Raw genomic sequence first — 20,618 nt, 5'->3', positions numbered from 1 at the left:
GAATCGTCATAATTTTAAATAACAAAAAGAAGCAAAATATTAAACATTATGATCCGCTTTAATAATGTAAACAAAACCTACCCCGGGGGTTATATCGCCCTGAAAAGGGTGAGCTTTTCCCTTGCTGCCGGTGAAATGGCGTTTTTAACCGGACACTCCGGCGCCGGGAAAAGCACCTTGTTGAAGCTGATCAGCCTGATGGAAACCCCGACCTCCGGCAGTATAGAAATTAACGGTACTGAGCTGTCCAGCATCAAATACCGGCAAATACCGTTTGTGCGCCGGGGGATCGGCATGATCTTCCAGAACCATAACCTGCTAATGGATCGCACCGTTTTTGATAATGTTGCCTTACCTTTGGTTATCGAGGGTTACAGCCAGAAAGAAATCAGCCATAGGGTGGAAGCTGCTCTGGATAAGGTGCACCTGAGCACTAAACTGCGTTGCTTCCCTTATATGTTGTCCGGCGGTGAGCAGCAAAGGGTGGGTATTGCCCGCGCCATAGTCAATAAACCGCCGATATTGCTGGCGGATGAACCTACCGGCAACCTGGATCCTAAATTATCTTTAGATATTATAAGGTTATTTGAGGAGTTTAATGCCTTGGGTATTTCGGTGTTAATTGCTACCCATGATTTGGGTTTGATCGCCCGGATGAAATATCGCACCTTAACCCTGAAAAGCGGCACTATGATCACCGACGGAATTGTCGATGGCTTAACCGCTGCCGAGACGGGAGCAGCCGATGCCTGAGCGCACAGAGATGGCCAATAGCCGCCAATCCCCTTTGTTGCAATTGCTATATGTGCTGCCGCTGCGGCATTTGCAGCAAGCCATAGGCAGTTTGGGAGATTTATGGCGGACCCCGCTGTCATCTGTGATGACGGTGCTGGTGCTGGGGATCAGCCTGACTTTGCCGGCGACCTTACATTTATTTGTTAAAAACTCGAAAGTGGTTACCGAGCAATGGGATTCGGCCTCTGAAATCAGTTTGTTCTTAAAGCTTTCGGTAGACGATAAGGCGGCCAAAAACCTGGTGCAACGGCTCAAGCTCTATCCTGAGATTGCTAAGGTGCAGTATATTTCCGCCACCGATGCCTTAACCGAGTTTAAATCCCTGTCCGGCTTTGGCCAGGCACTGGATTATCTGGATAAAAACCCCCTGCCGGCAACCGTGTTGGTGACGCCGACCAAGCGGGCGGCACAGACCCAGGCGGCAAGAGAGTTGCTGGCGAAGCTGGAGCAGGAGCGGGAAGTGGAGCTGGGCAAGCTGGATTTAGAATGGCTGTCACGGCTTGAAGCCATGGCGCAGCTGGTGGAAGATATAGTGATCGGCGTTGCTGTACTGTTGTGCCTGTCTGTGGTGCTGATCATCGGCAATACCATACGCCTGGCAATCATGCAGCAAAAAGAGGCGATCGCGGTGATGAAATTGGTAGGGGCTACCGACAGTTTTATTCAGCGGCCGTTTTTATATTGCGGTGTCTGGTATGGCATTTTCGGCGGCCTCTTTGCCTGTATTGCCGTGGCCGCTTTGGCGGAATACCTCTCGGGAGCTATTTTTAAACTTACCCAGCTTTACCACAGCAGCTTTGTGTTAACGGGCTTGTCTTTCAGTGAAGGAGCTATGTTGATCCTTTACGCGGTATTGTTGGGACTGATCGGCAGTTATATCTCGGTGCGTCAGCATATTAAAGAGATCGAGCCTACCGCCGACTGATCCTTTTCGGACAAGTGAAAGGATCCGGTAAATGATCCTTTCACGGCCCGCCTGTTACAAAATCAAACATTTTTTTACTCTCTGTTTCTCATTATTATGTCATTTGGCATTGTTTTGTCCTGTTGGCTGGGGTAATGTTGTCCTACAATACTCGCCAGGTAATATAAAGCGTGTTAAAATCGCGAGTGAATAATAGTAATGGAGTTTTTTGATGAGTAACATAACGCAATCAATGGCACTGACCGTACCACAAAGCGGTAGCATTGAAGCATACATGCAGTCGGCGTATAGCATACCTATGCTCAGCGCTGAACGTGAGCATGAGCTGGCAACTCGTCTTTATGAAAGTAATGACCTGCATGCAGCCCAGGAGCTGATCATGTCGCATTTACGCTTCGTTATTCATATTGCCAAAGGTTATGCCGGTTATGGCTTGCCGCAGGCGGATCTGGTTCAGGAAGGCAACGTCGGTTTGATGAAGGCGGTTAAGCGCTTTAACCCGGAAGTGGGTGTACGCCTGGTATCTTTTGCCGTTCACTGGATCAAAGCTGAAATTCATGAATTTGTGCTGCGCAACTGGCGTATCGTTAAAGTCGCCACGACTAAAGCCCAGCGGAAATTATTTTTTAACTTACGTAAAAATAAAAAGCGCCTTGGCTGGTTCAGCAATGAAGAAATCAGCACAGTAGCCGATACCCTGGGGGTCACCAAGAAAGATGTTATGGAAATGGAATCTCGTATGAGTAACCAGGACCAGGCATTTGAATTATCTTCCGATGACGACGACAGCAGCGCCGGTCTCGGTAACTTTGCTCCGGCCCAATACCTGGAAGACAAGCAGTCTGATCTGGCCACCAGCGTCGAAGATGCCAACTGGGAAGATCATGCCAATCAGCGTTTATCCACGGCTTTGGTTGCTTTAGACGAGCGTAGCCAGGATATTATCCGTACCCGCTGGTTAAATGAAGATAAATCTACTTTGCAGGAGCTGGCAGATAAATACCAGATCTCGGCAGAGCGTGTCAGACAGTTGGAAAAGAATGCCCTGGGTAAACTGAAAAGTACTATGGCATAAACTTTATCTTGTTTGAGAAAACCGGCAGTAGCCGGTTTTTTTATACATGTAAGTATTTACCCTATGAGCAAATGGATTTGCAAGAGTAGGCTTTATGCACTGGACAGGCTGTATAAAGCGGGTTCAGGGATGAACAGGAGCGATAGCATGTAAGTATTTCAGCTTACACGCTCCCGGCATAAACTAAGTACTTACATCCTGTAAGCCATGAACAGTGATTAAAACCGTTTAAAAAGCAATATTGCCCGGGTATTTATTTTTCTTGCGATAAGGAGATGATAAATTTCACTTTACGCTGGCAATAGCAGCATAATTTGATAGACTAATCGCTTAAAAATAATACTAATAACAAAAAATGAGCAGTCCTTGAGAGAATCCGAGGAAAAAGATGACTTACGCGCCCTGCGTCAGCTTCCAAAACTTAAGTCATTATTAAAGAAGTACCGGCATGTTAAAAACATCCAGTCCGGACTATTGCAGCTGTCTGAACTGGCCAGTACCGTCACCGAGATGGAAAGCTTTTACCCGTCTCTGGTTTCCCTTATCCGCTCTTTACTGGCCAGCGAACATTTCCATATCTGTTTGTCTGATGCCGAGAATCGCCTGAGCTTAACTTATGCCCATAATCCCCATGCCCCTGCGGCGAAGTCTGCCGATCTTTCCCCTGACTGCTTAAGTCAGCTGGTGTTCAACCAGGCGGGGCCTTTGCATGTTAATGCCGGGCAGATGGAGCAACTAAAAGTATCCGGAAAAATCCAGGAGATTGACCCTGCCTGTATCGACTGGCTTGGCGTGCCGTTAATGCGCGGCCGGGAAGTGATCGGGGTGATCGCATTACAAAGTTATCAGGGGGGCAGTGTTTTTGCCGAGCGGGACAATCAGCTGCTGCAGTTTATTTCCGATCATCTGGTGACCGCCATTGACCGGGTTAATCGCCGGGAATTGTTGGAACTGAGCATAAAACGCAGGACTGGCAAGCTTATCCAGACCAATTTAGAGCTGCAGCGGGAAATTGCCGAGCGGCAAAAAGCGGTAAAAATGCATCAGGCCTTGTTGGCGATGTCGGAAATTACCGCCGGCACCCACGAAATAGATACTTTTTACCAACTGCTCCATAGCGAGGTTAAAGGGCTGATTAATGCCGACAACCTTTATATCGCCTTACTTTGTGAAGATAAGGTCTGGTTGAATTTTCCCTATTATGTCGATGAATTTAAGGCGGCGCCTAAATCAAGAAAACTGGCCGGCGGTTTAACGGAAATGGTGCTGAACAAGGCTTGTCCCGTGTTGATATCATCCGGGCAGCTTCATGCTTTGTCGGAGCAAAATACACAGCAATCAGAGCCTTTTGCTTATTTGGGGATCCAGGGGCGGATCCCCAAAGCCTGGCTGGCGGCACCGCTGATGGAACAGGGTAAAATCTTTGGCGTGTTGGCGATCCAGGATTATCATAACGAAAACGCCTATCAAGAATCCGATATGGAGTTGATCCGTTTTGTCGGACAACATATCGCTACGGCCATATTACGTAAACGGGATCTGACTAAAAACCTCGAACATAAAGCCGAACTTGAGCGCCTGGTGAATGACAGAACGCAGGAGTTGCAGGCAAGCAACCTCAATTTGCGCATGCAAATCGAAGAAAGACGTAAAGCGGAAAGCCAGTTATATTACGATGCCCATCATGATGCCCTGACCAAGCTGGCCAACCGGGCAATGTTTTCCGATCGGCTTACCTATGCCATAAGGCATTTGAAACGCCATCCCGCCTATAAGTTTTCGGTATTATTTATCGATCTTGACCGCTTTAAGCTGATTAATGATACCTTGGGTCATCATACCGGTGACTTATTCCTGATTGAAATTGCCGCCCGGTTAAAAGAGTGTGTCCGGGAAAATGATGTCCTGGCCCGGCTGGGGGGCGATGAGTTTGTGGTGTTGCTGGATGCAATCCAGTCCCAGGACGATGTTGAAGATATCGCCACCCGTATTATTGAACGTATTGCCCAGCCCTTTGAGCTTGACGGACAAATTTTACATTCCAGTGCCAGTATCGGGATTTCCCTTTGCCATAACCACTACCAGGATGCCAATGAAATCCTGCGCGATGCCGATGCCGCCATGTATCAGGCCAAGAGTCTGGGGCGCGGCCGTTATGTCTTTTTTGACGAAAGTATGCGTGAGCAGTTACTGGCCAGTATGACCTTGGAGCAGGAGCTGAGGGTAGCAATCAATCAGCAGCAGTTTGAATTGCATTATCAGAAAATTTCTAACCTTGAATGCAGCCAGATCATAGGTTTTGAAGCCCTGCTGCGTTGGCAGCACCCGAAAAAAGGCCTGTTGACCCCGAGTGAATTCCTGTTTATGGCGGAAGAAACCGGCATGATACTGGAAATAGAAAACTGGGTGATTGAAGAAGTTTCCCGTCAGTTGCTTAGCTGGCAATACGGCAGTGAATTCGACAATGCCTTTATTGCCGTCAACCTTTCCGGCAGGCACTTAACCCAGGTAAGTCAACTATCTAAACTTATTGATAACATAAGAAAAAATATAGCACTGCCGCAGCGGTTGATCCTGGAGTTTAACGAATCGGCTTTTGAGCAGCATAATGAGCAGGCGCTTAAGGGCTTAAGAAAATTAAAGGCTCTGGGAGTGAAGCTGGCTCTGGATGATTATGGCGCCGGTTTGTCTTCCCTGAACTTTTTATACAGCTACCCGTTTGAGATCATTAAACTCGATCGCAGTTTTGTCCGTTCGTTGAAAAACAATGAAAAGAACCTGTCGGTGATCCGGGCGCTGCATGAGTTAGGGCAAGACTTTGGTTACCGCCTGGTGGCGGAAGGCATAGAAAATGAAGATACCCTGCAGAAATTGCATGCCGCCGGCTGTGAATTCGGTCAGGGATATTATCTGAACCGCCCGGTTAAGATCATCAGGGATGACCCCTCCGAAGACGACAATAAACATTACGCTTGAAAATAATTGTTAATCAATGAATTAGCCGGGAGCTTATTAGCGGCTCCCCTGTTTGCTCATTTTTTAGAACTTATTTTTTGGAGCTTATTTTTTAGAAAAGTACCCTTCCACCCTTAAGGCGATGCCCGGGGTGGTTTTATGATCTACCTCTTCCGGCCATTCGATAAAAGGTTCGATATCGAAAAACAGCCACTCTCTCAGGGCGTTGAACCGATAGCGGTAACTCAGGGTGTAATTATCGATTAAAAAGCCGTTCTCGCCGTTTCTTTCCCCTTCTACCAACAGGCCGAGCACGGCGGCGCGGTCATTGGCTATTTGCTGTAAATGGTAAAAGCCGTGTTTCCAGCGGATGCCGCTGTAGGATTCCGAGCCCCTGATGCTGTAATTGATCCTGAATTGTTCTTTTTTATTGAGCTGGTAATCGTACTCCAGTAATAAGCGGGCGCCGAGACCGTCATCAAGGAAATAAAATACCGAAGGCTCTATTTTAAAACCATGGACATCTTGCCAGCTATAACGTGTTCTGTGACGGGTTTTTAAAAAAATATCGCCGCCGGACAAACCCAGTCGGGTATCGGTAAACTTTTCAGTTGTATTGGTATGTATTAAGCGTACCGCGGCGGCAAAAGGTTCGTCATTGATTTCAGATTTGGCCTTGATGCTGGTTTCCAGCGGCAATTGGCTTAATTCATCGTCACTGTCATCGGAGAGAATAAGGTCGAGCTTATTTTTAAAATGGGGCAATTTCACTTTCACCCTGAAACGGGTATCAAATTCTGCCAGGTCCCTGCTTCTCGGCTCCCAGGCCAGGCGGATCCGGGCGGTTGTCTGGGGTGTTTGCTCCTGGCTGTCATCATGACTGAAAAAGCCGTCAAACCATACCGCACTCTGGTATACCGAGTCGGAGATAGTATCGTGAAAACTGTGCATCCAGTCGTCGGACGGCGGCAAACCTTGATCGCTTTCTTCTGCCGGAGCCTGGTAATCCCTGCCGGGAAGCTTTTTGCTTATTTCGGATGAATTATTATTTGCTATTGTCTTAAAAGAGGTGACAGTAAAAATGAAAATAACGGCATAAAAAATCGGAAACGGCTTTTTGGATAATCTTTTACTCAAAGTTTGTTTTACCTCATAAATAAGCTTATTCAAAGGGTGCTTTTTACGGCTGAAACCTTATAATGATCCCATATAGATTATAGGAGTTTTTTATGGCTGGCATCAGTATTTGGCAATTATTAATCATAGCGGTAATTGTAATATTATTATTTGGTACTAAAAAGTTACGTAACATGGGAACAGACCTGGGCTCTGCCGTGAAAGGGTTTAAAAAGGCGGTGTCGGAAGAAGGCGAAAAGTCCACAGACGCACTGGCAGATAAGTCGGCGGCATCTGAAGATCAGGTGAAAACGACGGCCGAAAAAGAAAAAGATCAGGCTTAATCAATGTTTGATGTTGGCTTTTGGGAATTAATACTGATTGCGATTATCGGTTTGGTGGTGTTAGGGCCGGAGCGTTTGCCTGTGGCCATCCGCACCGTGCGTTCCTGGATTGCCGGGGTGCGTAAGTTCAGTGACAACGTCAAATCTGAATTAACGGAAGAGTTACGTATTCAAGAGTTGCATGAAAATTTGAAAAAAGCCGAACAGTCTAATTTAAAGGATTTAAGTCCCGAAGTGGCCGAGTCGTTAAAATCATTGCAGGATGCGGCAAAAATGGTGACCCGTCCCTATGAAAAATCGGCTGGCGATGAAAGCGGACAGGTCTCTTCTGCGCAGGACAAGGCGCCGGTAGCACAGGAAAAGCTGGCTGCAGCATCAGGTGAAACGCCATCAGCTTCCCTGTCTGGTGCTTCTTCTGACGTTTCACCTGACTCAGTGTCAGATTCAGCATCAGGCTCGTCATTAGACTCTTCATTAGACAAAGAGAAGCAAAAACCATAAGTATGAGTTCACAACCCCAATCAAGCCTGTTTGACCACCTACTGGAATTACGCAACCGATTATTACATTCAGTACTCGGGGTGTTAGTGGTTTTTTGTTGTCTGGTATATTTTGCCCAGGATATCTATCAATATCTGGCGCAGCCCTTGTTGGCCACTATGCCGGAAGGGGCGCAAATGATCGCAACCGATGTTGCCTCACCTTTTTTCGCCCCCTTTAAATTGACCATGGTATTGTCTTTTTTCCTGGCGATGCCCTATATCCTGTTTCAGATCTGGTCGTTTATCGCGCCTGGCCTGTATCAAAATGAGAAAAAACTGATCGCTCCCTTGATGTTCGGCAGTACCTTTTTATTTTATGCCGGTATTTCTTTTGCGTACTTTGTTGTTTTCCCGCTGGCATTTTCGTTTTTCACTTCGGTGGCGCCGGAAGGGGTTACCATAGCCACGGATATCAGCAGTTACCTGGATTTTGTCTTAAAGCTGTTTTTTGCTTTCGGGGCAACCTTTGAGATCCCTGTCGCCATTGTCTTATTGTGCTGGACCGGGGTTACTGAGCCTGCCAGTTTACGAGCCAAACGTCCTTATGTTATCGTGGGTGCCTTTGTTATTAGTATGCTGCTGACGCCTCCGGATGTCATTTCGCAAACCTTATTGGCGGTGCCTATGCTGCTGTTGTTTGAATTAGGCATTATGGTAGCAGCTCTCTATCATAAAAAAGATCCGGAAGCGGATCCTGAGGACATAGGATGAGTCGTTATATCGTTGCAGTAATGTTAGGCCTGGGGTATACCTCGGCAATACAGGCATTTGATTTAAAAGATGAGTTGATGGTTTGTGCCGCCACCAAGGACAGCCTGAGCCGCTTGGCCTGTTATGATAAGCTGGTTCAGGAGCGCAAGCTAAGTACCGGCAGTGAAGATATTGCGGTTAAACCCCGGAAAAAAGCTGCCGGTGATGTAGCTGCGACAACGCAAAGTAAAAATAAAGCAGATGACTTTGGTAAAGCGCATATAGCAGCAACCGCTGCCGAAGAAGATAATAGCAGCATGTTTTCCGAGATTGATAAGGTCAAGGAATTACATTACGGCAAACTCGCTTTAACCTTAACCAATGGCCAGGTGTGGCACCAAACCGACAGTAATAAGCTGTTGCTGGAGGCCGGGGATAAGGTTGAGTTAATCGAAGGTATGCTCAGTGCCATCTACCTGAGAAAAGACGGCTTCAATAAGAGAATTCGTGTTAAACGGATAAAATAGCAGTTTCCCCTTGATCGATATTGGCGTAAATCTTACCAACAGCAGGTTTGATAAAGACCGGAGCGACGTGTTAACCAGGGCAAAAGATGCCGGTATTGAGGCTATGCTGGTGACCGGCACCAATATAGCCGAAAGCCGGGAAGCGGTAGCCCTTTGCCGGCAAGCACCTGAATTTCTCTATAGTACCGCCGGCGTGCACCCCCATGATGCCGACGGTGTCAGCCAGGATTATCTGGATATTTTAACCGAACTGTCACAGCAGCCTAACGTACGGGCCATCGGCGAATGCGGCCTGGATTTTAATCGTAATTTTTCCGCACCCGAGCAGCAAAAACGGGTCTTTGCAGAGCAAATAGCCCTGGCGGCGCGGCTGAATAAACCTTTATTCCTCCACCAAAGAGATGCGTTTGATACCTGGTTTCAACTGTTATCGCCTTATTTGAGCGCTGTTCCCGCTATGGTCGCTCACTGTTTTACCGGCACCAAAGAGGAATTGTTAACCTGTCTCGATGCCGGCATGTATGTGGGCATCACCGGCTGGTTATGTGACGAAAGGCGCGGACAGGAGCTCAGGGATATCGTTGAGTTGATCCCGCTGCAGCAGCTGATGATAGAAACCGACGCCCCCTATTTGCTGCCAAGAAATATCAGGCCAAAACCGAAAAGCAGCCGCAATGAACCTGCCTATTTGCCGGTAATTGTTGATATGCTGGCACAATTAACTGGTTATAGCGCCCAGGAGATTATCAGCCAAACCCGGGAGAATACCGTTAAGGTCTTTAACTTAAAGGGAGCTGATTGATTATATGATCTTAAGGTGGTTGCTTTGTCTGGGCTGTTTGTTGCTCTGCGCTTTTACGGTCACGGCAAGCGATGTCGGCCAAGTGCAAGCTAAGCCTGAACTCAGGGAGTACCGCTTCTGGCAGGGCAGTCTTGCTGATGCACCAACTACACTCAGCCCGGGCGCTTTGGCGGAACTTGCCTGGCAAAAAGCGTCCCTGGGCAACAAGCTGCTGCCGTTAACTTCGGGTGTCAACTGGCTGGCTTTTTCTCTGGTCAATGATACCTCAGTGGCCCAGGGCTATTATCTGACCCTGGCCAATAGTTTTGCCCTCAGCGCTGCTGATTTATATGTGCAGTATCAAAACTCGGCCCCGGCTCCTGCCCCGTTTGCCTTAAGTGCAGATCATCAGCGCAGCGGTAAGATTATGCTGGCACCGCAAAGCAGAATATCACTGTATCTTGTTATTACCAGCGCCCGGGATGTGAGCTTACCTCTCGAATTAGTTGCCGAACAGCAATATCAGCAGGCCCATCAATCCATGGTTTTTATCCAGGGACTGGCACTTGGCACTATAGCCGGCCTGACCTGCGTCTTGCTGCTGATCTTTATCACCTGCGGTAAAAACAATGCCTTGCTCTTGTTTGGCTACTTCTTGTGTCAGCTGTTGCTGTTATCGGTATTACAGGGCAGGAATTTAGCTTATTACTTTCCCGATATGGCGATATTGACCGGGACTGAATTACCGGTATTAACCCTGCTCTCGGCGATCTTACTTCTTTCTTTTGGCCAACGTTTGTTTGAGCTTAAAGAGCATGAGCCGGTTTTAGCAAAAGCACTTAAAATATTGCTGTTATGCCTGTCGGTGTGTTTACTGCCGGCACTGTTATTACCCGGCCCGATTAACCTGGGCATTACCCTGGTGCTTTATGCCTTGGTTTCCCTGCTGTTACTGGTTGTTGCCCTGTATCTGAGACAGAAAAAACAGCGGCTTGCCACCCTGTTCGCTCTAGTGGTTGCTGTACCGCTTATTTTCAGTTTGATCAGTCTTGTCGGCTTGGCAGATTACAGTCAGGGAATACTTGCCGGTAATGGCGCCTTATACCGGAGTGCTGCCTGGTTACATGCCGGGCTGATTGTTTTACTGCTTAGTCGCCAGCTGTATAACAAGCTGGAAGATACCCGGGCATTACAGCAAGAGGCACTGGATAATGCCCGTACATCGCAGCAGGCGCAGGATGAATTGCTGGCACTGCAGGAAGAAAATCAGGAGCAACTGGAAGTGCGGGTGCAGGAGCGCACCTTAGAGCTTAATATTGCCCTGCAGGAGCTGGAAAGCGCCAACCGCGAGCTGGCGAAAAAGAACACCATAGATGAGTTGTCCGGCTTATATAACCGGCGTCATTATGATCAAAAAATGCTGGCGGAATACCGGCGCAGCAAGCGTAATCTGACGCCGTTGAGCATAGTGGTTATCGATATCGATCATTTTAAAAAGGTTAACGATAACTTCGGCCATCTGGCGGGCGATCAATGTATTGTCTGGGTCGCCAACCATATTAAGCAGAGTTTAAAAAGAAGCTCGGATATCGGCTGCCGTTACGGCGGCGAAGAGTTTTGCCTGATCTTACCCGACACCGAACCCCTGGGAGCCTATGCGCTGGCGGAAACCTTACGTCTGGCGATAGCGGAACGTCCTATGGTGTTTGAAAATAAAGAAATTCCCCTGACGGTGAGCTGTGGCATCAGCACCTACCAGCAGCAGGCGGATGTCTTACCCGAACAAATTTTTGCCGCCGCCGATAAGGCCTTATATAACGCCAAAGACAGCGGCCGCAACCAGGTACAACAACAAGTTTATATCGATCCTTTAATTTCTCCGGAGTCGTCTCATGAATAATGCTTTTGGTCAATATCCCGCTCGCCGCATGCGCCGCATGAGGGCGGATGGCTTTTCCCGCCGTTTAATGGCAGAACACCAGTTAACCGTAAATGATCTTATCTACCCTGTGTTTGTCCTCGAAGGAGAAAATCAGCGTCAGGCGATAGATTCTATGCCCGGGGTGGAGCGCAAAAGTATCGATCTGTTATTGGAAGAAGCCCGGGAGCTGGTTGAATTAGGCATCCCGGCGATTGCTATTTTCCCGGTAACCCCGGGGGATAAAAAGTCGTTGATGGCGGAAGAAGCCTATAATCCCGATGGCCTGGCGCAACGCACCGTCAGGGCCCTAAAGGCAAAATACCCTCAGCTTGGGGTGATCACAGATGTTGCCCTTGACCCTTTCACTACCCATGGCCAGGACGGCATCATAGATGATGACGGTTATGTGCTGAATGAAGTGACCAAAGATATTTTAGTCAAGCAGGCGCTTTCCCATGCCGAGGCGGGGGCCGATGTGGTGGCGCCGTCGGACATGATGGACGGGCGTATCGGTGCTATCCGGGAAACCTTGGAAGAAAAGGGTTTTGTTAATACCCGTATTCTTGCCTATTCCGCCAAGTATGCTTCCAACTATTATGGCCCGTTCAGGGATGCGGTCGGCTCTGCCGGTAATATCAAGGGAGGCAACAAGCATTCTTACCAGATGGATCCCGCCAACAGTGATGAAGCCTTGCATGAAATCGCCCAGGATATTCATGAAGGGGCGGATATGGTGATGGTAAAACCCGGCATGCCTTATCTCGACATAGTGCGCCGGGTAAAAGACAACTTTAAGGTACCGACATATGCCTACCAGGTCAGCGGCGAATATGCCATGCACATGGCGGCGATCCAAAATGGCTGGCTGGCAGAAAAGCCTTGTGTGATGGAAGGTTTGCTGGCCTTTAAACGTGCCGGTGCCGACGGTATTTTAACTTACTTTGCCAAACAGGTGGCCCGCTGGATCAAGGAAGATAACGCCGGTTAATGACTTGAAGCCTTTGATAAGTTAGCCAACAAACTTACGGTTGGCTAACAGTGGATTTTTAAGTTCAACCCCAGGGTATTGAGGTAAAGGTTTTCCTGGCGCAATTCATCGACGATTAACGGGTGCTGCGCCAGCCAGTCTTGCGGCAAACACAAATAGATGCTGTAACCCTCAATTCTCGATTCGTAATCCGGTAATACATCATCCCTGCGCCTGCGGCACAAGATCACCGCCAACCTTAACGCTGCCAATAACAGGCAGGCATCCTGATAATCCAGCGCCGACTGTTCCCTCAATTGTTCAGGGTTGATATCTGCCTTATACAAACGCACCAGGGCCACCAGTAACTGGCGCTCTGACTGATCAAAACCGGGTAAATCCGCATGCTGGATAATATAAGCGCCGTGCTGCTGGTGGTGTTTATATTCCATCAGCAAACCGACCTCATGCAAGGCACAGGCGGTGGTAAGCAGCTGCCTTTGGTTGCTGTGCGCTTTAGCTTGCGGGAGTTGCCACAACTGAACCAGGCGGCAGGCCTGTTCATTCACCCGGCTGGCATGGGGCTGGTCGATATGAAATTTTTGGGTTAAGGAGTTGATGGTGCGCTGGCGGATGCTGATTTTACGCATATCCGGCAACATTTCATAAAGCAGACCTTCGCGCAGGGCGCCGCTGGAAAGCTGCAACTGCTTGATGCCTAGGGCTTCAAATAAAGCGGTTAAAATTGCCAGGCCACTGGCAAAAACCGGCTTGCGGTCGCTGGCCAGGCCGGGGATCGCGATATTCTCCACCCGCTTTATGCTCAGTAACTGTTGCTGGAGATCATGGAGAAAATCCAGGGTGATTATCGCGGGGCGTTTTTGGTACATCAGGATTTCGGCTAAAGCCTGCATTGTGCCCGAACCGCCAAGCACGTCCTGCCAGCCGATATCGGTATAGCTTTTTACTAAAGGCTTTAGTTCGCTTTTCGCTTGGGTGATTGCCGCTTCAAAATTGCTCTTTGACAACAAGCCATCATGAAAGTAGCGGCGGTTAAAGGTGACGCAACCGATATCCAAACTGGTGATTTTTTTGACCGCAAAGGCTTCGCCGATAATGATTTCGGTACTGGCGCCGCCGATATCCAGTACCAGGCGTTGATCTGCACTACAGCTGGTATGGGCAACCCCTAAATAGATGGTTTCTGCTTCTTGCAATCCGCTCAGCAGGCTGACTTTAGTGCCGAGGATCTTTTGTGCTCGGGCTAAAAAAAACTCGGCATTTTTGGCAATTCTTAAAGTGGCGGTTGCCACTACCCGAATATTTTCCGGGGGAATATCCTGCAGGCGCTCGGCAAAAAAGCTCAGGCATTCCAGTCCGCGGGAAATAGCGGCATCATCGAGGTTGTTTTCCTCATCCAGGCCCCCGGCCAAACGCACTTTACGTTTGACCTTATCCACGGTTTGTACGCTGTCAGCAAGCAAACGGGTAATAAGCATATGAAAGCTGTTCGATCCCAGATCGATAATGGCATACAAGGGACTTTCCGCGTTCTGTTTGCTGATCATCATACTTATCTGGACCTGTTACCCCTGGGGTTGCGGCCGCGGTTTTGTCCGCCGCTGTGAGGTTTGTGACGACGCTGTCTGGGTTTAGGTTTAGGTAAATCCGTTAATAGCGCTTCGTGATCATATTTGCTTACCGGTAAGGCATGGCTGATATATTCTTCGATTGCCGGTAAATTAAATACATAGTCTTCACAGGCAAAACTGATGGCATGTCCGCTGGCGCCGGCACGACCGGTACGGCCGATGCGGTGGACATAATCTTCGAAATCGTCGGGCAAGTCATAGTTAAAGACATGGGTGACATTCGGGATATGCAGTCCGCGGGCGGCAACATCTGTGGCCACCAGAACATCAAGATGCCCGGCGGTAAAGCCTTCAAGTATTTTCAGGCGCTTTTTCTGTATCACGTCGCCGGTTAACAGGCCGACACGGATTTTATCGGCGGCCAAATGGGCGTGGATCTTTTCACAGCTATGCTTGGTATTGGCAAAAATAATGGCTTTATCCGGCCACTCTTCTTCGATCAGGGTCTGTAATAACGCCATCTTATCTTCGTTGGAGGGATAAAACAGCTCTTCTGTGATGCGAACATTGGTCTTTTGCTCGGGTTCGACTTCAACGCTCTCGGGAGAATTCATATGCTCAAAAGCAAGCTCTTTTACCCTGAAAGACAAGGTGGCAGAAAATAACATGCTCAGGCGCTCGTTTGCCGCCGGCATTCTGCGGAACATATAACGGATATCTTTAATAAAGCCGAGATCAAACATGCGATCCGCTTCATCAAGCACTACGGCTTCGATATTGTTGAGGTTATAAATTCCTTGTTTGAGGTAGTCAATGAGGCGGCCACAGGTGCCGATTAAAATATCTACCCCTTTGGTTAATTCTTCCCGTTGACTTTCGTAACCCTCGCCCCCATATACAATGCCGAGGCGCAATCCGGTGGCTTTGGCCATCTCAATAGCATCCCGGTGAATCTGTATGGCTAATTCCCGGGTCGGCGCCATAATGAGCGCCCTTGGCTGGTTATGGTCCGGGGCAGGCTTTTGTAACAGGTGGTGAAAGGTGGCGGCTAAAAACGCGATAGTCTTGCCTTCCCCTGTTTGGGCCTGGCCGGCGAGATCTTTTCCTTTAAGTAAAATAGGTAAAGATTTTGCCTGGATCGAGGTGCAATTTTGAAAGCCCATGGCTTCCAGGCCGGTCACTACTTTTTCATTAAGTTGCAGATCGGCGAATTTGATTTCAGTTAAATGTGTTTTTTTCATACGGCTAGCTTAACACCTTACGCGCCTAATAAAAAACGGTATCGAATAAGATGTAAGAAAAAACTGTATTGAATAAATAGCAAAAAATAAAGATGACGGTATACTCTCGTCATCAGGCAATTGTGCCACCATAAACGGAGAGTGAAATGAGCGATAAAATTGTTCAGTTGTCAGATGACAGTTTTGAAGCAGATGTGCTGAACGCATCTAGTCCAGTATTAGTAGATTTTTGGGCTGAGTGGTGTGGACCATGTAAAATGATCGCACCTATATTAAACGAGATTGCCGATGAATATGACGGCAAGCTTGTTGTTGGTAAGTTAAATATCGACCAAAATGCCGATACCCCGCCTAAATTCGGTATTCGCGGTATCCCGACTTTGCTTTTATTTAAAGACGGTCAGGTAGCCGACACTAAAGTTGGCGCACTTTCTAAGACTCAATTAAAAGAGTTTTTAGACAAAAATTTATAAAAGAAAGGCTCGGTTTATCTCGGGCCTTTTTTCTATGCCTTAAAAACAAAATATAAAAACAGCATGCAGCGGCGACAGGGATGCCATAATGTGGCAAAGCCATATTATTAATGAATATAAAATGAGTTACTTACTTTACGCAATGCCATTTTAATGCTAAGTTTAGCGTTCAATTAATTTTATAACACATCTAAATCCTATTCCTCGTTAATACTTTGCCGTTGAGCAAAAGCATAACAACATTTAATAGTTAAGAACTTCCACTATGAATCTTACCGAACTTAAAGAAAAATCGATTAGCGAATTGGTTAATCTCGCTGAATCCATGAAGCTTGAACACCTTGCTAGAACCCGTAAACAAGACATCATATTTGCCATTTTGAAGGCGCACGCCAAAAGTGGTGAAGACATATTCGGCGGCGGTGTATTAGAAATCCTGCAGGATGGCTTCGGATTCTTGCGTTCGGCAGACTCCTCGTATTTGGCCGGCCCGGATGATATTTATGTATCGCCAAGCCAGATCAGACGTTTCAGTATGCGTACCGGTGATACTATCCAGGGTAAAATCCGTCCGCCAAAAGATGGCGAGCGTTACTTTGCGCTGTTAAAAGTCAACGAAGTTAATTTTGATAAGCCGGAAAACGCCCGCAATAAGATTTTATTTGAAAACTTAACGCCTATTCACGCCAATGAGCGTGTAACTATGGAACGCGGTAACGGTTCAACCGAAGATATTACCGCCCGGGTACTCGATTTAGCTTCACCTATCGGTAAAGGTCAGCGTGGTTTGATTGTTGCGCCGCCAAAAGCCGGTAAAACCTTATTACTGCAAAATATTGCCCAAAGCATCGCCTACAATAACCCGGACTGTGAACTGATGGTGTTATTGATTGATGAACGTCCGGAAGAAGTAACAGAGATGCAGCGCCTGGTACAGGGTGAAGTCGTTGCCTCGACCTTTGATGAGCCTGCCAGCCGTCACGTTCAGGTTGCTGAAATGGTGATCGAAAAAGCGAAACGTCTGGTAGAGCATAAAAAAGATGTGGTTATCTTGCTCGACTCCATCACCCGTTTGGCCCGTGCCTATAACACGGTTATTCCTTCTTCCGGCAAGATCCTGACCGGTGGTGTTGACGCCAACGCCCTGCATCGCCCGAAACGTTTCTTCGGTGCCGCGCGTAACATCGAAGAAGGCGGCAGTTTGACCATTATCGCCACAGCCCTGATCGAAACCGGCTCTAAGATGGATGAAGTCATCTACGAAGAGTTTAAAGGCACGGGTAACATGGAATTACACTTGTCCCGTAAGATCGCCGAAAAACGCGTATTCCCGGCCATCCACTTCAACCGCAGCGGTACCCGTCGCGAAGAGTTGCTGACCAAACCGGACGAACTGCAGAAGATGTGGATCCTGCGAAAAATCGTTCATGAAATGGGTGAGATCGACGCCATGGAGTTTATGATAGATAAACTGGCCATGACCAAAACCAATAACGAATTCTTTGATTCAATGAAACGTAAATAATTTTTGTTGATTTCAGTACTTAAAAAGCCAGCTTAACCGCTGGCTTTTTTGTTGCTAGAGCGCTTATTGGCTTGGTGAGGCTGTGGCCATGGACAAGCCGTACTTTCTTGTGTCGAGCTAATCGTTGTCGATTATATAAGCTAAAATGTAATTTATTTGTTACTTTTTATTTGTTTTTTTGTTGACACTTGCTGGGCTTCTTATTAGTTTACCCGGTAATGGGGAGGACTTGTTTCATCAGGTTTTCTTTGTTGTAACTAATAAAGATATAAGGAATATAACAATGAATAAAAAAATATTATCAAGTTTGTTTGTAGCCGGGTTCGCTTTAAGCAGTACCCTCACCGGTCTGTCTGCACAGGCTTCTGGCGAGTCTTACATAGTGGAATGTTATAACATGCCAGGTGGCGGTTACTGGATGAAGACAGCGTATAGCTGGTCGGAAGCGCGTGCCCTGTCCCATAGCTGCAGCCAGCAAGGCGGTACGGTAGAACTTAATTTTAACCTGTAACAGCCTGAAGAAGCGGTAAGCCCCCTAACTGAGCTGCTTATCGCCCTATTCTCTTTTGATAAATGCGATTCGGTTACCGGTCGCATTTTTCTGCCTTCCCCGAGACATTGGGGTTAATAATTCTTATTCCCGCTAATAGCTAGATGTTTTTTCTTTAACCAAGGTATAATGATCGGCAAATACCAGAAGCAAATCCATCATGAAATACAGCGATTTAAGAGACTTTATCCACCAGCTGGAAAAGCTGGGCCAGTTAAAGCGTATTAGCCAACCGGTTTCGACAAACCTGACCATGACAGAAATCAGTGACCGCACCTTACGGGCAGGCGGCCCGGCACTACTTTTTGAAAATCCGGTGGGTTTTGATATCCCGGTATTAACCAATTTATTTGGCACCCCGGAGCGGGTTGCTTTGGCCATGGGGCAAACCGATGTTACCGCTTTAAGGGAAGTCGGAAAATTACTGGCAACTTTGAAAGAGCCCGAACCGCCCAAGGGTTTCCGTGATGCCCTGGATAAATTACCTGTATATAAGCAGGTGTTGAATATGCCGGCCAAGGTGTTGAAAAAAGCGCCGTGTCAGCAAGTGGTATTGTCCGGCGATGAGGTCGATCTAACGAAACTGCCGATCCAAACCTGCTGGCCGGGAGATGTGGCGCCGCTGATCACTTGGGGATTAACGGTCACCAAAGGTCCGCATAAAGAGCGTCAAAACCTGGGTATCTACCGCCAGCAATTATTGGGACCGAACAAGGTGATCATGCGTTGGTTGTCCCACCGCGGTGGTGCTCTGGATTTTCTGGAGTGGAAAAAGCAGCACCCGGGAGAAAAATTCCCGGTATCTGTGGCGCTGGGCGCAGATCCTGCCACGATTTTAGGGGCGGTGACCCCGGTGCCGGATACTTTGTCTGAGTATGCCTTTGCCGGTTTGTTACGGGGCAGCAAAACCGAAGTGGTTAAATGTGTCAGTAATGATCTCGAAGTACCTGCCTCGGCGGAAATTGTGCTGGAAGGTTATATCGATCCCGACGAGATGGCGCCGGAAGGGCCTTATGGCGATCATACCGGTTATTACAACGAAGTGGATGACTTCCCTGTCTTTACCGTTACCGATATCACCATGCGCAAAGAGCCGATATACCACAGTACTTATACCGGGCGGCCGCCGGATGAGCCGGCAATTTTAGGAGTGGCTTTAAACGAGGTTTTTGTGCCGATTTTACAGAAGCAATTTCCGGAAATTGTCGATTTTTACCTGCCGCCGGAAGGTTGTTCCTACCGTTTGGCGGTGGTGACCATTAAAAAGCAATATCCCGGGCATGCCAAGCGGGTTATGATGGGGGTTTGGTCTTTCCTGCGACAATTTATGTATACCAAATTTGTGATTGTCTGCGATGATGATGTGAATGCCAGAGACTGGCAGGATGTGATCTGGGCGATGACCACACGTATGGATCCCAGCCGGGATACCACTATGATAGAGAATACCCCGATCGATTACCTCGACTTTGCTTCGCCGGTATCCGGTCTGGGCTCAAAAATGGGGATGGATGCCACCAATAAATGGCCGGGAGAAACCGATCGCGAATGGGGTACGCCTATTGTCATGGATGAAGCGGTGATAAAAGAAGTGGACGAGCTTTGGGAGCAGCTGGATATTCTCTAGCAGATTTTTTAGTATCAAGCACAAGCCGAGTGAGTGATCAGCTATAAATAACCGGTATATCTGCGATAAGCTGTGCCGGATTAATCTGAATTTCAACTAATATGTATTATCGATAGTATTATTAGTCATAAACTAAGGTAATTGGATGTACAGGATGTACTTTTTATTGCTTAAACAAGGATGTTGCCAGCAACTAATTAAAGGTAAGTAAGCAAGCATGAATGCGATAGAGTGTCAGGTACATTTGTTGGAGCCCTTAACTCCCAATGTACACAAAGTGTTGTTAAAGCCAGAAAAATCAATTGATTTTTTACCCGGCCAGTATTTGAATTTTGTTATGAGTGATGAGGACAAGCGTCCCTTCTCCATCGCCAGTGCCCCGGGAGATGAATTTATTGAGCTACAGATAGGGGCTTTTGGCGCGGACAGCTATCCGATGCAGGTGATAGAGCGTTTAAATGCCAGCGACAAGGTTATCGTGGAAATGCCGCTGGGTAATGCCCAGTTGCGCACCGACAGTGAGCGCCCTTTGCTATTACTCGCCGGCGGCACCGGTTTTTCCTATATCAAATCTATGTTTGAATATTTGGCGGCTCAGGGATCAAACCGGCCGGTCATCGTTTATTGGGGTCTGAGGGAGCCCGATGCCTGTTATGAGCTGGAAAAAACCAGACAGACCATAGCCAAATTACCCAATGCCAGCTTTATTCCCGTGGTAGAAAACCCGACTCCCGAGTGGCAGGGGAAAACCGGGCTGGTACATGAAGTGGTGATGCAGGATATTGTCAGTTTTGAGCCTTACGATATTTATCTGGCAGGTCGTTTTGATATGGTGGGGCGCATTCGCCAGGACTTTGTCGAGCAGGGAGCGTTATTAGAGCATATGTATGCCGACGCATTTGCTTTTATCTAACGACGGAAAAAGCACCATAGTTGAAAGTCTTCTTCCGTTATGGTGTTTTTTTGTAAAAG

The 20,618-nt window shown here is 47.7% G+C and carries 19 protein-coding genes; 16 read left to right on the top strand and 3 right to left on the bottom strand.

Going from position 1 to position 20,618, the window contains the following annotated elements; genetic code table 11:
* The first annotated feature begins 48 nt into the window (after window positions 1-48).
* From ftsE to SG35_RS28110, 4 genes are all read left to right on the top strand, one after another.
* On the top strand, window positions 49-753 hold the full coding sequence (gene ftsE / locus SG35_RS28125) for a cell division ATP-binding protein FtsE (RefSeq protein ID WP_044834398.1): 705 nt from the start codon (window positions 49-51) through the stop codon (window positions 751-753).
* Complete coding sequence (gene ftsX, locus SG35_RS28120) at window positions 746-1,720, top strand: permease-like cell division protein FtsX (RefSeq protein WP_044834397.1); 975 nt, start codon at window positions 746-748, stop codon at window positions 1,718-1,720. Before ftsE ends, ftsX begins: the two co-directional genes overlap by 8 nt.
* Before the next feature lie 211 nt (window positions 1,721-1,931).
* Window positions 1,932-2,795 carry an RNA polymerase sigma factor RpoH gene (gene rpoH / locus SG35_RS28115; RefSeq protein ID WP_044834396.1) on the top strand — a complete coding sequence of 288 codons (864 nt, stop codon included), beginning with the start codon at window positions 1,932-1,934 and terminating at the stop codon, window positions 2,793-2,795.
* 366 nt (window positions 2,796-3,161) lie between these two features.
* On the top strand, window positions 3,162-5,771 hold the full coding sequence (locus tag SG35_RS28110; protein ID WP_053043234.1) for a bifunctional diguanylate cyclase/phosphodiesterase: 2,610 nt from the start codon (window positions 3,162-3,164) through the stop codon (window positions 5,769-5,771).
* Window positions 5,772-5,855: 84 nt separating this feature from the next.
* Here the strand turns inward: SG35_RS28110 and SG35_RS28105 are convergent, their stop codons facing one another.
* Window positions 5,856-6,887 carry a hypothetical protein gene (locus SG35_RS28105; RefSeq protein WP_152646711.1) on the bottom strand — a complete coding sequence of 344 codons (1,032 nt, stop codon included), beginning with the start codon at window positions 6,885-6,887 and terminating at the stop codon, window positions 5,856-5,858.
* Window positions 6,888-6,979: 92 nt separating this feature from the next.
* On the opposite strand from SG35_RS28105, the gene tatA reads away from it, so the two are divergent.
* The 7 genes from tatA to hemB are packed head-to-tail and all read left to right on the top strand — an operon-like array spanning window position 6,980 to window position 12,659.
* Entirely contained in the window at window positions 6,980-7,210 is a 231-nt protein-coding gene (tatA, locus tag SG35_RS28100; protein WP_044834394.1) for a Sec-independent protein translocase subunit TatA, read from the top strand.
* Between the two features lie 3 nt (window positions 7,211-7,213).
* Window positions 7,214-7,711, top strand: a complete 498-nt coding sequence (gene tatB / locus SG35_RS28095; RefSeq protein ID WP_044834393.1) for a Sec-independent protein translocase protein TatB — start codon at window positions 7,214-7,216, stop codon at window positions 7,709-7,711.
* A 2-nt stretch (window positions 7,712-7,713) separates the two neighbouring features.
* On the top strand, window positions 7,714-8,463 hold the full coding sequence (gene tatC, locus SG35_RS28090) for a twin-arginine translocase subunit TatC (RefSeq protein ID WP_044834392.1): 750 nt from the start codon (window positions 7,714-7,716) through the stop codon (window positions 8,461-8,463).
* Entirely contained in the window at window positions 8,460-8,969 is a 510-nt protein-coding gene (locus SG35_RS28085; RefSeq protein WP_044834391.1) for a hypothetical protein, read from the top strand. Before tatC ends, SG35_RS28085 begins: the two co-directional genes overlap by 4 nt.
* 10 nt (window positions 8,970-8,979) lie before the next feature.
* A complete protein-coding gene (locus SG35_RS28080; RefSeq protein ID WP_044834390.1) occupies window positions 8,980-9,771 on the top strand; it encodes a TatD family hydrolase in 792 nt (263 codons plus the stop codon).
* 4 nt (window positions 9,772-9,775) lie between these two features.
* Window positions 9,776-11,650, top strand: a complete 1,875-nt coding sequence (locus SG35_RS28075; RefSeq protein ID WP_053043233.1) for a diguanylate cyclase — start codon at window positions 9,776-9,778, stop codon at window positions 11,648-11,650.
* Entirely contained in the window at window positions 11,643-12,659 is a 1,017-nt protein-coding gene (hemB, locus tag SG35_RS28070) for a porphobilinogen synthase (protein ID WP_044834389.1), read from the top strand. Before SG35_RS28075 ends, hemB begins: the two co-directional genes overlap by 8 nt.
* Before the next feature lie 44 nt (window positions 12,660-12,703).
* On the opposite strand, the gene SG35_RS28065 is transcribed toward hemB, so the two are convergent.
* Together SG35_RS28065 and rhlB are read right to left on the bottom strand one after the other, a co-directional pair.
* Window positions 12,704-14,209: a Ppx/GppA phosphatase family protein gene (locus SG35_RS28065; protein WP_236702643.1), complete on the bottom strand. Its 1,506-nt coding sequence runs from the start codon at window positions 14,207-14,209 to the stop codon at window positions 12,704-12,706.
* A 2-nt stretch (window positions 14,210-14,211) separates the two neighbouring features.
* Window positions 14,212-15,471, bottom strand: coding sequence for an ATP-dependent RNA helicase RhlB (gene rhlB / locus SG35_RS28060; RefSeq protein ID WP_044834388.1), 1,260 nt, complete (start codon window positions 15,469-15,471; stop codon window positions 14,212-14,214).
* Window positions 15,472-15,617: 146 nt separating this feature from the next.
* Between rhlB and trxA the strand changes: the two genes are divergently transcribed.
* The 5 genes from trxA to fre all read left to right on the top strand — a co-directional run bounded on the left by trxA (window position 15,618) and on the right by fre (window position 20,559).
* Window positions 15,618-15,944 carry a thioredoxin TrxA gene (gene trxA, locus SG35_RS28055; protein ID WP_044834387.1) on the top strand — a complete coding sequence of 109 codons (327 nt, stop codon included), beginning with the start codon at window positions 15,618-15,620 and terminating at the stop codon, window positions 15,942-15,944.
* A 265-nt stretch (window positions 15,945-16,209) separates the two neighbouring features.
* Window positions 16,210-17,469 carry a transcription termination factor Rho gene (gene rho, locus SG35_RS28050; protein ID WP_044834386.1) on the top strand — a complete coding sequence of 420 codons (1,260 nt, stop codon included), beginning with the start codon at window positions 16,210-16,212 and terminating at the stop codon, window positions 17,467-17,469.
* A 283-nt stretch (window positions 17,470-17,752) separates the two neighbouring features.
* Window positions 17,753-17,980, top strand: coding sequence for a hypothetical protein (locus SG35_RS28045; protein ID WP_044834385.1), 228 nt, complete (start codon window positions 17,753-17,755; stop codon window positions 17,978-17,980).
* Between the two features lie 199 nt (window positions 17,981-18,179).
* The gene (ubiD, locus tag SG35_RS28040; RefSeq protein ID WP_044834384.1) at window positions 18,180-19,646 is read left to right on the top strand and encodes a 4-hydroxy-3-polyprenylbenzoate decarboxylase; all 1,467 of its coding nucleotides are present in this window, start codon (window positions 18,180-18,182) and stop codon (window positions 19,644-19,646) included.
* 217 nt (window positions 19,647-19,863) lie between these two features.
* Window positions 19,864-20,559 carry an NAD(P)H-flavin reductase gene (gene fre, locus SG35_RS28035; protein ID WP_044834383.1) on the top strand — a complete coding sequence of 232 codons (696 nt, stop codon included), beginning with the start codon at window positions 19,864-19,866 and terminating at the stop codon, window positions 20,557-20,559.
* Window positions 20,560-20,618: the final 59 nt, after the last annotated feature.

The organism is Thalassomonas actiniarum, assembly GCF_000948975.2.
Classification (GTDB): domain Bacteria; phylum Pseudomonadota; class Gammaproteobacteria; order Enterobacterales; family Alteromonadaceae; genus Thalassomonas; species Thalassomonas actiniarum.
Note: the sequence above shows the minus strand (reverse complement) of the source record. Positions and strands in the feature narration are given on the sequence as shown.